The organism is Paraburkholderia sp. BL27I4N3, assembly GCF_003386115.1.
GTDB lineage: Bacteria > Pseudomonadota > Gammaproteobacteria > Burkholderiales > Burkholderiaceae > Paraburkholderia.
The window spans coordinates 1,117,075-1,130,372 of the sequence record NZ_QREJ01000001.1; the positions used below are offsets into that span (position 1 = coordinate 1,117,075).

The 13,298-nt window shown below is 63.4% G+C and carries 14 protein-coding genes; 11 read left to right on the plus strand and 3 right to left on the minus strand.

Annotated features, from left to right (window positions below; all coding sequences use genetic code 11):
* Positions 1-2 precede the first annotated feature (2 nt).
* The 4 genes from B0G71_RS05065 (at position 3) to ftsB (ending at position 4,572) form a co-directional block, all read left to right on the plus strand.
* The gene (locus B0G71_RS05065) at positions 3-1,676 is read left to right on the plus strand and encodes a CTP synthase (protein WP_116140138.1); all 1,674 of its coding nucleotides are present in this window, start codon (positions 3-5) and stop codon (positions 1,674-1,676) included.
* A complete protein-coding gene (gene kdsA / locus B0G71_RS05070; RefSeq protein ID WP_116140140.1) occupies positions 1,673-2,527 on the plus strand; it encodes a 3-deoxy-8-phosphooctulonate synthase in 855 nt (284 codons plus the stop codon). Before B0G71_RS05065 ends, kdsA begins: the two co-directional genes overlap by 4 nt.
* Positions 2,528-2,743: 216 nt before the next feature.
* On the plus strand, positions 2,744-4,027 hold the full coding sequence (gene eno / locus B0G71_RS05075) for a phosphopyruvate hydratase (RefSeq protein WP_012433549.1): 1,284 nt from the start codon (positions 2,744-2,746) through the stop codon (positions 4,025-4,027).
* Between the two features lie 107 nt (positions 4,028-4,134).
* The gene (gene ftsB / locus B0G71_RS05080; protein WP_106279469.1) at positions 4,135-4,572 is read left to right on the plus strand and encodes a cell division protein FtsB; all 438 of its coding nucleotides are present in this window, start codon (positions 4,135-4,137) and stop codon (positions 4,570-4,572) included.
* Positions 4,573-4,708: 136 nt separating this feature from the next.
* Here the strand turns inward: ftsB and B0G71_RS05085 are convergent, their stop codons facing one another.
* The 3 genes from B0G71_RS05085 to B0G71_RS05095 form a co-directional block, all read right to left on the minus strand.
* Positions 4,709-5,098, minus strand: a complete 390-nt coding sequence (locus B0G71_RS05085; RefSeq protein ID WP_116140142.1) for a hypothetical protein — start codon at positions 5,096-5,098, stop codon at positions 4,709-4,711.
* A gap of 195 nt (positions 5,099-5,293) precedes the next feature.
* Complete coding sequence (gene hslO, locus B0G71_RS05090) at positions 5,294-6,244, minus strand: Hsp33 family molecular chaperone HslO (RefSeq protein WP_012433546.1); 951 nt, start codon at positions 6,242-6,244, stop codon at positions 5,294-5,296.
* Positions 6,245-6,299: 55 nt separating this feature from the next.
* A complete protein-coding gene (locus tag B0G71_RS05095) occupies positions 6,300-6,824 on the minus strand; it encodes a gamma carbonic anhydrase family protein (RefSeq protein WP_106279473.1) in 525 nt (174 codons plus the stop codon).
* Positions 6,825-7,157: 333 nt separating this feature from the next.
* Here B0G71_RS05095 and B0G71_RS05100 point away from each other — a divergent pair, with 333 nt between their 5' ends.
* The 7 genes from B0G71_RS05100 to dapA all read left to right on the plus strand — a co-directional run bounded on the left by B0G71_RS05100 (position 7,158) and on the right by dapA (position 13,266).
* The gene (locus B0G71_RS05100) at positions 7,158-8,042 is read left to right on the plus strand and encodes an alpha/beta fold hydrolase (RefSeq protein WP_116148340.1); all 885 of its coding nucleotides are present in this window, start codon (positions 7,158-7,160) and stop codon (positions 8,040-8,042) included.
* A gap of 118 nt (positions 8,043-8,160) precedes the next feature.
* Positions 8,161-8,991: a 3',5'-nucleoside bisphosphate phosphatase gene (locus B0G71_RS05105; RefSeq protein ID WP_116117699.1), complete on the plus strand. Its 831-nt coding sequence runs from the start codon at positions 8,161-8,163 to the stop codon at positions 8,989-8,991.
* Positions 8,992-9,121: 130 nt separating this feature from the next.
* On the plus strand, positions 9,122-9,757 hold the full coding sequence (locus B0G71_RS05110; RefSeq protein WP_106279782.1) for an L-threonylcarbamoyladenylate synthase: 636 nt from the start codon (positions 9,122-9,124) through the stop codon (positions 9,755-9,757).
* Positions 9,758-9,804: 47 nt separating this feature from the next.
* Positions 9,805-10,467, plus strand: coding sequence for a site-2 protease family protein (locus B0G71_RS05115; protein ID WP_106279477.1), 663 nt, complete (start codon positions 9,805-9,807; stop codon positions 10,465-10,467).
* Between the two features lie 6 nt (positions 10,468-10,473).
* Entirely contained in the window at positions 10,474-11,676 is a 1,203-nt protein-coding gene (locus B0G71_RS05120; RefSeq protein ID WP_106279479.1) for a tryptophan--tRNA ligase, read from the plus strand.
* A gap of 17 nt (positions 11,677-11,693) precedes the next feature.
* The gene (locus B0G71_RS05125; RefSeq protein ID WP_116140143.1) at positions 11,694-12,296 is read left to right on the plus strand and encodes a bifunctional 2-polyprenyl-6-hydroxyphenol methylase/3-demethylubiquinol 3-O-methyltransferase UbiG; all 603 of its coding nucleotides are present in this window, start codon (positions 11,694-11,696) and stop codon (positions 12,294-12,296) included.
* 43 nt (positions 12,297-12,339) lie between these two features.
* A complete protein-coding gene (gene dapA / locus B0G71_RS05130; protein WP_116117697.1) occupies positions 12,340-13,266 on the plus strand; it encodes a 4-hydroxy-tetrahydrodipicolinate synthase in 927 nt (308 codons plus the stop codon).
* Positions 13,267-13,298 lie beyond the last annotated feature (32 nt).

Below are 13,298 nucleotides of genomic sequence, written 5' to 3' on the forward strand. Positions count from 1 at the left end.
CGATGACCAAATATGTTTTCGTCACCGGCGGCGTAGTATCTTCCCTCGGCAAGGGTATTGCCGCCGCTTCCCTCGCCGCGATCCTCGAATCGCGCGGTCTTAAAGTCACCCTCCTCAAGCTCGATCCCTACATCAATGTCGACCCCGGCACGATGAGCCCGTTTCAGCACGGCGAAGTGTTCGTGACGGAAGACGGAGCGGAGACCGACCTCGACCTCGGCCACTATGAGCGCTTCATCAGCACGAAGATGCGCAAGGCCAATAACTTCACCACGGGCCAGATTTACGAATCGGTGATCCGCAAGGAACGTCGCGGCGATTATCTCGGCAAGACGGTGCAGGTCATCCCGCACATCACGAATGAAATCCAGGCGTTCATCGAACGCGGCGCGGCTTCCGCGACGTGCGGTGAGCCGGACGTCGCCATTGTCGAAGTGGGCGGCACGGTAGGCGATATTGAATCGCTGCCGTTCCTTGAGGCCGCGCGTCAGATGAGCCTGCGCATGGGCCGCAACAGCGCGTGCTTCGTGCACCTCACGCTGGTGCCCTGGGTCGCCACGGCTGGCGAACTGAAGACCAAGCCCACGCAGCACAGCGTGCAGAAGCTGCGCGAAATCGGCATCTCGCCGCACGTGCTGCTGTGCCGTGCCGACCGCCGCATTCCGGACGACGAGCGCGCCAAGATCTCCATGTTCTCGAACGTGCCGGAAGACGCCGTGATCTCCGTGTGGGACGCGGACAGCATCTACAAGATTCCACAGATGCTGCACGATCAGGGTCTGGACGCGATCATCTGCGAAGAGCTCAAGCTCGCGCCGAAGCCCGCGGACCTGTCCATGTGGTCCGACCTCGTCGAGAAGCTGGAGCACCCGAAGCACGAAGTCACGATCGGCATGGTCGGCAAGTATGTCGATCTGACCGAGTCGTACAAGTCGCTGATCGAAGCGTTGCGCCACGCGTCGATGCATACGTCGACCAAGGTCAACATCGAATACATCGATTCGGAAGAGGTCGAGACGCAAGGCGTCGAAAGCCTCAAGCATCTGGACGCCGTGCTCGTGCCGGGCGGCTTCGGCCGTCGCGGTACCGAAGGCAAGATCGCCGCGATCCGCTACGCCCGCGAAGCGAAGGTGCCGTATCTCGGCATCTGCCTCGGCATGCAACTCGCCGTGATCGAATTCGCCCGCGACGTGGTCGGTCTGAAAGACGCGAACAGCACCGAGTTCGATCAGGAAACGCCCAACCGCGTGGTTGCGTTGATCACCGAGTGGTACGACCGCGAAGGCCGCGTCGAGAAGCGTACGGAAGAGTCGGATCTGGGCGGCACCATGCGCCTCGGTTCGCAACGTTGCCCGATCAAGCCCGGCACCATGGCCGAAGAGATTTATGGCAAGGACGTGAACGAACGCCATCGCCACCGTTATGAAGTCAATAACCGCTTCGTGCCCCAACTCGAAGCCGGCGGCCTTATCATCAGCGCCCGTACTCCGAGCGAAGATCTGCCGGAAATGATGGAATTGCCGCGCAGCATGCACCCGTGGTTCGTCGGCGTGCAGTTCCACCCGGAATTCACGTCCACGCCGCGTGACGGGCATCCGCTGTTCAAGTCGTTCGTCGAAGCAGCGCTTGCGCATCACGAGGCGCAAGCGCCGGTCGCAGTCGGGGAGAAAGCATGAAACTGGGCGATTTCGAAATCGGGCTCGACAAGCCGTTTTTCCTGATCGCAGGCACCTGTGTCGTCGAATCCGAACAGATGACGATCGACACAGCTGGCCGGCTGAAGGAAATCTGCGCGAAGCTGAATATTCCGTTCATCTACAAATCGTCGTACGACAAGGCCAATCGCAGCAGCGGCAAGTCGTTCCGCGGTCTGGGCATGGACGAAGGCTTGCGGATTCTGTCGGAAGTGAAGCGTCAGCTCGGTCTGCCGGTGCTGACCGACGTTCACGCCGAGCACGAGATCGAGCAGGTCGCCTCGGTGGTCGACGTGTTGCAAACGCCGGCTTTCCTGTGCCGCCAAACGGACTTCATTCACGCTTGCGCGCGTTCGGGCAAACCGGTCAACATCAAGAAAGGCCAGTTTCTCGCACCGGGCGATATGAAGAACGTGATCGACAAGGCGCGCGACGCCGCGCGTGAAGCAGGTCTGTCGGAAGACCGCTTCATGGCGTGCGAGCGCGGCGTGTCGTTCGGTTATAACAACCTCGTGTCGGACATGCGTTCGCTCGCGATCATGCGCGAAACCAATGCGCCGGTCGTGTTCGACGCCACCCACTCGGTGCAGTTGCCGGGCGGGCAGGGCACGAGTTCGGGTGGTCAGCGCGAGTTCGTGCCGGTGCTGGCGCGTGCTGCGGTGGCGGTGGGCGTGGCGGGGCTCTTCATGGAGACGCACCCGAATCCGGCTGAAGCCAAGTCGGATGGTCCGAACGCCGTGCCGCTGCATCGCATGGCCGATCTGCTCGAGACGCTGGTTACGCTCGATCAGGCCGTCAAGCGCGCGCCGTTCCTCGAAAGCGATTTCAACTGATTCAGGCGTTCACCGCGTGTCACGATCGGTACGCACAATCGTGGCACGCGGCGAATGCACGCAATGGTCGTCGAACGTATCTGCGCGCAGGTAGTTTGCCGGGGAGACCGGTGCTCTGCACGGAACCGGAGTGAGCGATGAAGCGCTGACTCCGGATCGTCAGGCGCCAGATACAGTGTCACAGTAAAGAATTCAACGTCATTTCTTGAGGAAACCATGAGTGCTATCGTAGATATCATCGGTCGAGAGATTCTCGATTCGCGAGGCAACCCCACCGTCGAATGCGACGTGCTGCTCGAATCGGGCACGATGGGCCGCGCCGCGGTGCCGTCTGGCGCGTCGACGGGTTCGCGTGAAGCAATCGAACTGCGCGACGGCGAAACCGGCCGTTACGGCGGCAAGGGCGTGCTGAAGGCTGTCGAGCACATCAACACCGAAATCTCCGAAGCGATCATGGGCCTCGACGCTTCCGAGCAGGCCTTCCTCGACAAGACCCTGCTGGAACTCGACGGCACGGACAACAAGTCGCGCCTCGGCGCGAACGCGATGCTGGCTGTTTCGATGGCCGTCGCGAAGGCTGCCGCTGAAGAAGCCGGCCTGCCGCTGTACCGCTACTTCGGCGGCTCGGGCGCAATGCAACTGCCGGTGCCGATGATGAATATCGTCAACGGCGGCGCGCACGCCAATAACAGCCTGGACATCCAGGAATTCATGATCGTGCCGGTCAGCCAGCCGACCTTCCGCGAGGCACTGCGCTGCGGCGCCGAAGTGTTCCACGCGCTGAAGAAGATCCTGTCGGATCGCGGCATGAGCACGGCAGTGGGCGACGAAGGCGGCTTCGCGCCGAACTTCGGCAGCAACGACGAATGCCTGTCGACCATTCTGCAAGCCATCGAAAAAGCCGGCTACCGCGCCGGTGAAGACGTGCTGCTGGCACTCGACTGCGCGGCGAGCGAGTTCTACCACGACGGCAAGTACCAACTGGCCGGCGAAGGCCTGCAACTGTCGTCCACGGAATTCGCGGACTACCTCGCGAACCTGGCCGACAAGTTCCCGATCGTGTCGATCGAAGACGGCATGCACGAAAGCGACTGGGCCGGCTGGAAAACGCTGACCGACAAGCTCGGCAAGAAGGTGCAACTGGTCGGCGACGACCTGTTCGTCACCAACACGCGCATCCTGAAAGAAGGCATCGAGAAGGGCATCGCCAACTCGATCCTGATCAAGATCAACCAGATCGGTACGCTCACGGAAACCTTCGCGGCGATCGAAATGGCCAAGCGCGCCGGTTACACCGCAGTGATCTCGCACCGCTCGGGCGAAACCGAAGATTCGACGATCGCGGATATCGCGGTCGGCCTGAACGCCGGTCAGATCAAGACGGGTTCGCTGTCGCGCTCGGACCGCATCTCGAAGTACAACCAGTTGCTGCGTATCGAAGAAGACCTCGGTGATATCGCCAGCTACCCGGGCAAGTCGGCGTTCTACAATCTGCGCTAATGGCTGGTGTGCTGGCGCTGACCGATGAGCCGGTTATCCTTCGTTTCTGATTGACCCCGCCGCCCTGCGTATAGCGCAGGGCGGCGTGTATTTATTGTGCTTACTTCATGCGGCTTGTCACTGCTGTCCTGATCGTTCTACTGGCGCTGATCCAGTACCCGCTCTGGTGGGGGCACGGCGGTTGGTTGCGCGTGCACGAGTTGCAGCAGCAACTGGCGCAGCAGGTGCAAAAGAATGCCGATTCGAAACTGCGCAACGAACGCATTCAAGGCGAAGTGCAGGACTTGCAGAACGGCACGTCCGCCGTCGAAGAGCGGGCGCGTTATGAGATGGGCATGGTGAAGGACGGCGAGGTGTTCGTGCAGTTCGTCTCGCCGAACGCGCCGTTGCCGTCGGGGAACACGCCTTCGGTCACGACCTCCACACGAGGCGAGATGTCGGCGGCGCCGCTGCATGTGGTGCCGAATCCGGAGTCGCGCGCGAAGCCGGATCGCAAGCATGGCGGCAAGGCGGCTGCGGCGAAAGACAAGAAGCCTGCGCACTGAGCGTCGCCGTAGCACGGCAACGGTTCAGTACGACGGATGCAATAAAGGCACGGTGAGAACCGTGCCTTTTTCTTTGACCCTCGCCGCCGCGCGCCGAGCCGCGATTTCCGCAGTGCGCATCAGAGCCTGTGGGCGCTCACCAGCCCCAATACGGCCCGTAACCGACGCCGATACCCGTACCCCAGCCGTGTCCCCAACCACCGCCGTAATAGCTGCCGTACACGCTGACAGGTGGCGCGTAGTAACGCGACCAGGCTTGCGCTGCGTTGTCGGCCGCAATCGCCTGATTCTGCTCGGCCATCACCTGGCGGTCGATCGCGTCATAGCGTTGGCGTTCTTCAGGCGTCAGCGGTTGGGCGGTGGCGGCCATGCCTGACTGGTCGGCGGGCAGCCGGCTATAAATCGGCGACGGGCCCGGCGGGTCCATCATGCAGCCCGCCAGCGCGCCACTGCCGACGACGACAGCCAGCGCAACGACAGTGCGCGCACGGCACAGCAGCCGGATTAACGAAGTAGGATGGTTCATGTTCGATCTCCATCGGTCGGATGCCTAAGCAAATCATGCGCCGCGCGCACCGCCAATGATTCAACGCAATGATCAAAGATACTGCGCCGCCCGGGCCCTGAATAGGCAGCGGGCGGCGCGGTATTTTTACTGCCGTGATACAGGTGTGACGAAACGCCGTTCGGCGCGTATGCAATCCGCGCGCTGACGAGCCGTTTAGTGCCGCTGTTCAGCCGCGGGCGTCACACCTTGTGAGAGCGCCTCGGCGACGAAAAGTTGCGCCACGTCGACCGGATCGAACTCGTAACGCTGGTTGCAGAACTCGCAATGAATCTCGACATGGCCGCGCTCTTCGAGCACGCCGTCGACTTCCTCGCGGCCCAGCATCTTCAGCATGCCGCCGACTTTTTCGCGCGAACACGTGCACTCGAAGCGCGCCGTGGCCGGTTCGAAATGCTGGACGTTTTCCTGCCAGAAGAGCCGCCGGAAGATCGTTTCCGGTTCTTCCTTCAGCAGCTCGTCTTGCGACATCGTGCCGCCCAACGTGCAGACGCGCTCCCACGTGTCCGCGTCGAGATCGCCCGGATGGGGCACGATGCCGCCGTCGCCCGGCAGCTTTTGCAGCAGCATGCCGACCGCGCGCTCGGTGTTCGCCGCGAGCCACAGGCGCGTGTCGAGCTGCTCAGAGTGATGCATGTAATGCTCGAGCACTTCGGCCATCGAGTTGAGCGGGCCATCCACGCCCGACAACGGCACGATACTTTGATACGGCTGCTGACCGGGTTGCTTGCTGGCCGGGTCGAGCGTGATCACGCAGCGGCCGTGGCCGCTTGCGTTGAGCAGGTCGACCATGCTGGCCGTCTCGCCGATCACGTTGGCCGCCTCGCCGGACAGCTTGGCGGTGGCGCGCATCGACAGGTCGGAGCCGCATTGCACCACTAGCATCTTGACCGGGCCGTCGCCGAAAATCTGCATGATGAGCGTGCCGTCGAACTTGAGATTCGCCGACAGCAGCGCGCACGCCGCCATCATTTCGCCCAGAACCGTCCGCACCGGCGCCGGATAGTCGCGGCGCGTCAGCACTTCCTGCCACGTATTGCGCAGGGAAACGATCTCGCCGCGCACTGGCGCCGCGCTGAACATGAATTTTTGCAACTGGTCGCTCACAACTTTTCCTCGGTCAAATGACGCAGCGTGATGCCGCGCCGCGCGCGCCGGCTGGTTAGCCGATGCGCACGAGCTGCGCCTTGTAGTATTCGCGGCGCTCGGCATAAACTGCCGCGCCGCGCTGCATGTTGGCGATATCCGCCTCGGTCAGTTCGCGCACCACCTTGGCGGGCGCGCCGAGAATCAGCGAATTGTCGGGAAACACCTTGCCCTCGGTGACAATGGCGCCCGCTCCGACCAGACAGTTGCGGCCGATTACCGCTCCATTCAAGACCACGGCCTGAATTCCGATCAGCGAACCTTCCTTGATCGTGCAGCCATGCAGCATGACCTGATGGCCGACGGTCACGTTCGGCTCGATCGTGAGCGGAAAACCGGGGTCCGTGTGCAGCACGGCGTTTTCCTGCACGTTGCTGGCGGCGCCGATGGTGATCGGCTCGTTGTCGCCGCGAATCGTCGCGCCGAACCAGACGCTGGCGTTCTCCCCGAGTGTCACGTTGCCGATAATGCTCGCCGAATCCGCGACAAAGACGCTTTCATGGATGGTTGGGGCGGCTTCGCCAAGCTTGTAAATGGTCACGGTGTCTCCTCTTGATCGGTCGCTGCGCGCGCTGGACAGGGCGCCGGATTGCCCGGAACGGTTGGTCTCAGCGGGCTGTCCGGCCTCGCTGGCGCATCGGGCGCGTTGGATGGTCGAATCGGGTATTGTAAACGGTTGTGTGGTTGAGCCGCTTGGCCCGGCCACGAGGTGCTCGCTTCGCGGCTCGCGGCAAGGTCCGCGCGGATGCGATGCGGACAGCGTCCTGGCGCCGCTCTTGTCCGGCGATTGAGATTTACTTCACCATCCGGCCCGCGCATAGGCGGGCTATCTCGTTATAATCGAACGACCATTCGTTTTTTGGACGTGCCGTTCATGAACACTTCCCAGTCTGAATTCGTCGCCGTGCGCGGTATCCGCCTGCATGTGCGGCGTTGGGGCAATCCGGATGCGCCGATGCTCTTCATGCTGCACGGCTGGATGGACGTGGCCGCGTCGTTCCAGTTCGTCGTGGATGCGCTGGGCGGCGACTGGCAGGTGCTGGCGCCGGATATGCGCGGTTTTGGCCTGTCGGACTGGCCGGTGGCGGAGCACGGCGGCGGCAACTACTGGATTCAGGACTATCTGGCCGATCTCGACGCGTTGCTCGATCACTACGCGCCGGCCGGCGAAGTGAATCTGGTCGGCCACAGCATGGGGGCGAACATCGCCTGCGTGTATGCGGGCGTGCGGCCGGAGCGGGTGCGGCGGGTGGTCGATCTGGAAGGCTTCGGTCTTGCGCCGTCGCATTCGGCGCAAGCGCCCAGGCGCCTGCGCAACTGGCTCGACGAGTTGCGCGATCCGCCGCAACTGAAGCGCTACGCGTCGCTCGACGACGTCGCCGCGCGCCTGATCAAGACCAATCCGCGCCTCGATCCGCAGCGCGCGCAGTTTCTCGCGCAGCATTGGTCGAAGCCGGACGGCGAAGGGCGCTTCATGCTGCTCGCGGATCCCGCGCACAAGCTGCGCGGCCCGGCGCTGTACCGTCTCGACGAAGTGATGGCGACCTGGCGTAAGGTAAGCGCGAAGGTGCTGCACGTGGAAGCCGCCAATTCGCCGACCCTCGCGCAGATTGCCGGCGAGATTCCACTCGACGAATTCAAGGCGCGTTTTCAGGCGTTCCCCGACTGGCGCGAGAAAATCATCGACGGAGCGGGGCACATGGTGCATCACGACCAGCCGGAGCAGGTGGCCGCGTTGATCGAGGGATTCTGCGCGTAGCGCTTTCGAGAAGTCCTCGGGTTCCGAGGCGGCCGCTTCGGGGCGTCCGTTGTGAGATAGCTCTGCGTCCGCTTACTGCGTTGCAGTAAAATGAGCGCAGAACCTTTTCAAGACGACGATGAACGCCGACCTCCACTGTCACTCCACCGTTTCCGACGGCCAGTTCGCGCCGGCCGACGTCGCGCGCCGCGCGCATGCGGGCGGCGTGACGTTGTGGGCGCTGACCGATCACGATGAGCTGGGCGGCCAGCACGAAGCGCGAAGCACCGCCGAGGCGCTTGGCATGGACTATCTGAGCGGCGTCGAGATTTCGGTCACGTGGGCGTCGCGCACGGTTCACATCGTCGGGCTGGGGATCGATCCGACCAGTTCGATCCTGATCGACGGCCTCGCGCGTACGCGCAACGGCCGCGCCGCGCGGGCGGAGGCGATCGGCGAGCAACTCGCCACGCTCGGTATTCCGGACGCCTATCAGGGCGCGCTCAAATACGTGTCCAATCCGGACATGATTTCGCGCACGCATTTCGCGCGTTTCATGGTGGAAAGCGGCTACGCCAGTTCCACGCAGGACGTGTTCAGCCGCTTTCTCGGCGACGGCAAACCGGGCTACGTGGCGCACCGCTGGGCCAAGCTGGCCGACGCGGTGGGCTGGATTCAGGCCGCCGGCGGCGAAGCGATCATTGCGCATCCGGGTCGCTACGCTTATTCGCCGGTCGAATTCGACGCATTTTTTGCCGAGTTCATCGATCTCGGCGGCAAGGCGATCGAGGTGGTGACGGGCAGCCACACGCCGGACCAGTACCGTGAATACGCCGATGTCGCGCGCCGTTTCGGTTTCGAGGCGTCGCGCGGGTCCGACTTCCATGCCCCGGGCGAAGGCCGCGTCGATCTCGGCACGCTGCCGCCGCTGCCCGCCGATCTGAAGCCCGTCTGGGAACGCTGGCTGTGAGCGCGCCGTGCCGTCGCGGCACGTCGTCGACGAAAAGCGGCCGGGCAAGGCGCATATTTTCGGCCGACGCTCAGCGGCAGCCCGCTTTGCCGACCGTCCGCTTTCCATCCGTGAGCCAACGTTAGCCGCCATGTCCCAATACTTCCGGCTTCATCCCGATAACCCGCAGCCGCGCCTCGTCAAGCAGGCCGTGCAGATCATCAACGATGGCGGCGTGGTCGCGTTGCCGACGGATTCGAGCTACGCGCTCGCCTGCCATCTGGACGACAAGGACGCGGTCGAGCGTCTGCGGCGCATTCGCGGACTCGACGAGAAGCAGTTGCTGTCGCTGCTGGTGCGCGACCTGTCGGAACTCGCCAATTTCGCGATGGTGGACAACCGCCAATACCGGCTGATCAAATCGGTGACGCCGGGTCCGTACGTGTTCGTCCTGCAAGCCACCAAGGAAGTGCCGCGGCGCCTGTCGCATCCGTCGCGCAAGACCATCGGGCTGCGCGTGCCGGATCACGCGATCACGCTGGCAATTCTCGAAGAACTCGGCCAGCCGCTGCTCGGCTCGACACTGATCATGCCGGGCGAAACCCAGCCGTTGAATGACCCCGAAGAAATCCGCGAGCGCCTCGAGAAGCAACTGGATCTGGTGATCGACGGCGGTCCGTGCGCGTGCGAGCCGTCCACGGTGATCGATCTGACCGGCGCGGAACCGGTGCTGGTGCGGCCGGGGCGTGGCTCGCTGGCGCCGTTCGGCCTCGAAGAAACGGCATGAGTGAAAGCGGACAGACGCACGCAATCGCGTTGTTACAATAACGAGTTATGGATTCTTCCCTGATACAGACCATTGCGGTGTACGCGCTGCCGGTGATTTTCGCCATCACGCTGCACGAAGCCGCCCATGGTTACGTCGCGCGCTGGCTCGGCGACAATACCGCGTATGTGCTCGGCCGCGTCTCCGTCAATCCGATGCGGCACATCGATCCGCTCGGCACGATCGCGATTCCCTTGCTGCTGTACTTCGCCACGAGCGGCGCGTTCATGTTCGGCTACGCCAAACCGGTGCCGGTCGCCTTCGGCAACCTGCGCAATCCGCGTTGGGGCAGCCTGTGGGTCGCAGCCGCGGGCCCGGCCTGCAACTTCGTGCAGGCGGTGATCTGGGGGCTGTTCGGCGTCGCGCTCGCGGTCATGAACGTGGACGAGCCGTTCTTCACGCGCATGGCAGGCGCGGGCGTCGGCGTGAACCTCGTGCTCGGCGTGCTCAACCTGTTTCCGCTGCCGCCGCTCGACGGCGGCCGTGTGCTGATGGCGCTGTTGCCGCCGCGGCAGTCCATCACGCTGTCGCGCCTCGAACCGTACGGGTTTTTCATCGTGATGGCGCTGGTCATGACGGGCACGCTCACGCGATACTGGCTGAACCCGCTGGTCACGATCGGCTATAGCGCGATCACCGCCATTCTGACTCCCCTTGTTTCGCTTTTCTAGATAACCATGTTCCCAGACCGTATCTTCTCCGGCATGCGGCCCACCGGGTCGTTGCACCTCGGCCACTATCACGGCGTGCTGAAAAACTGGGTGCGGCTGCAGTCCGAGTACCCGTGCTTTTTTTGTGTGGTCGACTGGCATGCGCTGACCACGCACTACGAAACGCCCGAAGTGATCGAAAAGAATGTCTGGGACGTGCTGATCGACTGGCTGGCCTCCGGCATCGATCCGGCGCAGGCCACGCTGTTCATTCAGAGCAAAGTGCCCGAGCATGCCGAACTGGCGCTGCTGCTCGGCATGAGCACGCCGCTCGGCTGGCTCGAACGCGTGCCGACCTACAAGGAACAGCAGGAGAAGCTGAAGGACAAGGATCTGTCCACTTACGGCTTCCTCGGCTATCCGGTGCTGATGGCGGCGGACATTCTGCTGTATCGCGGCTCGCTCGTGCCAGTTGGCGAAGACCAGGTGCCGCACGTTGAAATGACGCGCGAAATCGCGCGCCGTTTCAACTATCTGTACGGCCGCGAACCGGGTTTCGAAGAGAAGGCCAACGACGCCGCGAAAAAGCTCGGCGGCAAGCGCGCCAAGCTGTACCACGAGCTGCGCAACGCTTACCAGCAGGAAGGCGACGACGAAGCGCTCGAACAGGCGCGCGCCATGTTGCAGGAGTCGCAGAGCCTGTCGATGAACGACCGCGAGCGCCTGTTCGGCTACCTCGAAGGTTCGCGCAAGATCATTCTGGTCGAGCCGCAAGCGATGTTGACGGAAGCGTCGCGCATGCCGGGTCTCGATGGCCAGAAAATGTCGAAGTCGTACGGCAATACGATCGGCCTGCGTGAAGATGCGGAGACCATCACGAAAAAAGTCCGCACCATGCCGACCGATCCGGCTCGCGTGCGCCGCACCGATCCGGGCGACCCCGACAAATGCCCGGTGTGGCAGCTTCACCAGGTCTACACGGACGAAGCCACCCACGAATGGGTGCAGAAGGGTTGCCGCACGGCCGGCATTGGTTGCCTCGAGTGCAAGCAGCCGGTGATCGAAGGCATCCTGCGCGAGCAGCAGCCCATGCTCGAGCGCGCGCAGAAGTACATGGACGATCCGTCGCTGTTGCGCGCGATCGTTGCCGACGGTTGCGACAAGGCCCGCCGGTTCGCCACGGAAACGATGCGCGACGTACGCGAAGCCATGGGGCTCTCGTACAACTGACGAGCGGCGCTGATCTCATGAGTATTTCCGCTGCTGCCGCCGTGCATGGATTGGGCGAGCCGTCGCCGTGGGTGCGCGATTGGGCGCATCTGGTCGCGAAGGGCGGCGCTGTGCTCGACGTCGCGTCCGGAGCGGGGCGGCATGCGCGTTTCTTCGCGTCGCTTGGGCATACGGTAACCGCCATCGACCGCGACGCGGCGGCGCTCGACGCGCTGCGCGACGAGCCGCTCATCACTCCGCTCCAGGCCGATCTCGAAGGCGCCGCGTGGCCTCTGCCGGCCGGCGCAAAATTCGCCGCCGTCGTGGTGACGAATTACCTGCACCGGCCGCTCTTTCCGCAGCTTCTGGACGCGCTCGCGCCCGGCGGCGTACTGGTTTACGAGACCTTCGCGCAAGGAAACGAAAGCGTCGGCAAACCCTCTAATCCGGCGTTTCTGCTGGCGCCGGGCGAGCTCCTCGACCGCGTGCGCGGCCGGCTCCGGGTCGTCGCTTTTCAGGACGGTTTTCTCGCGCAGCCGCGCCCGGCCTACGTCCAGCGGATCTGCGCAATTCTGGAGGCGGAGCGCTCAGTCGACCCCGCGCAGGCGGCACCCCCGCCTTGTTACGAGTTGGCTGGCTAATCCGCTACAATCGCGGTTTACCTGATCAAATTCATGGCGTTTCATGACTAACGGCAACCACAGCGGCAACCAAGGCAGTAACACCGGCGTTCAGATTCGCGGCAGCATTCCTGCCATCATCACCCCGATGCTCGAAGACGGCGGCCTCGATCTGCCGGCGTTTCGCAAACTGATCGACTGGCACGTCGCGGAGGGCACGAACGCTCTCGTGGTGGTCGGCACGAGCGGCGAGTCGGCCACGCTGTCGGTCGAAGAACACGTGCTGATGGTCAAGACCGCAGTCGAGCATACAGCGGGCCGGATTCCGGTGATCGCGGGCTCGGGCGGCAACTCCACGACGGAAGCCATCGAACTTACCCGGCAGGCCAAGGAAGTCGGCGCCGACGCCACGCTTCAGGTCGTGCCGTACTACAACAAGCCGACGCAGGAAGGCATCTATCGCCACTTCGCGAAGATCGCCGAAACCGTCGATCTGCCGGTGATTCTGTACAACGTGCCGGGCCGCACCGTTGCGGACATGAGCAACGAAACCATTCTGCGTTGCGCGCAGGTGCCGGGCATCATCGGTGTGAAGGAGGCGACCGGCAATATCGATCGCGCCGCGCATCTGATCAAGTCCGCGCCGTCGCACTTCGGCATCTACAGCGGCGACGATCCCACTGCAATCGCGCTGATGCTGCTCGGCGGCCACGGCAATATTTCGGTCACCGCCAACGTCGCGCCGCGCGCGATGAGCGAGCTCTGCAAGGCCGCCCTGGCTGCGGATGCGAAGACCGCGCGTGAAATTCATCTGAAACTCCTGTCGCTGCATAAGAACCTGTTCATCGAATCGAATCCGATTCCGGCCAAATGGGCACTGCAGCAACTGGGTCGTGTGCAGGGCGGAATCCGCCTGCCGCTCACGCCGCTCGACGCGCAATACCACGAAGTGGTGCGCGCCGCGCTGCGCGAAGCGGGCCTGCTGGGCTAGGCGGATAGCGTCCGCGGTACCCAGTAGCGCTA

Bases quoted from the DNA above. Each gene is read 5' to 3' on its own strand.
- B0G71_RS05065 (WP_116140138.1), top strand. From the start codon at position 3: ATGACCAAATATGTTTTCGTCACCGGCGGCGTAGTATCTTCCCTCGGC.
- kdsA (WP_116140140.1), top strand. From the start codon at position 1,673: ATGAAACTGGGCGATTTCGAAATCGGGCTCGACAAGCCGTTTTTCCTG.
- eno (WP_012433549.1), top strand. From the start codon at position 2,744: ATGAGTGCTATCGTAGATATCATCGGTCGAGAGATTCTCGATTCGCGA.
- ftsB (WP_106279469.1), top strand. From the start codon at position 4,135: ATGCGGCTTGTCACTGCTGTCCTGATCGTTCTACTGGCGCTGATCCAG.
- B0G71_RS05085 (WP_116140142.1), bottom strand. From the start codon at position 5,098: ATGAACCATCCTACTTCGTTAATCCGGCTGCTGTGCCGTGCGCGCACT.
- B0G71_RS05100 (WP_116148340.1), top strand. From the start codon at position 7,158: ATGAACACTTCCCAGTCTGAATTCGTCGCCGTGCGCGGTATCCGCCTG.
- B0G71_RS05105 (WP_116117699.1), top strand. From the start codon at position 8,161: ATGAACGCCGACCTCCACTGTCACTCCACCGTTTCCGACGGCCAGTTC.
- B0G71_RS05110 (WP_106279782.1), top strand. From the start codon at position 9,122: ATGTCCCAATACTTCCGGCTTCATCCCGATAACCCGCAGCCGCGCCTC.
- B0G71_RS05115 (WP_106279477.1), top strand. From the start codon at position 9,805: ATGGATTCTTCCCTGATACAGACCATTGCGGTGTACGCGCTGCCGGTG.
- B0G71_RS05120 (WP_106279479.1), top strand. From the start codon at position 10,474: ATGTTCCCAGACCGTATCTTCTCCGGCATGCGGCCCACCGGGTCGTTG.
- B0G71_RS05125 (WP_116140143.1), top strand. From the start codon at position 11,694: ATGAGTATTTCCGCTGCTGCCGCCGTGCATGGATTGGGCGAGCCGTCG.
- dapA (WP_116117697.1), top strand. From the start codon at position 12,340: ATGACTAACGGCAACCACAGCGGCAACCAAGGCAGTAACACCGGCGTT.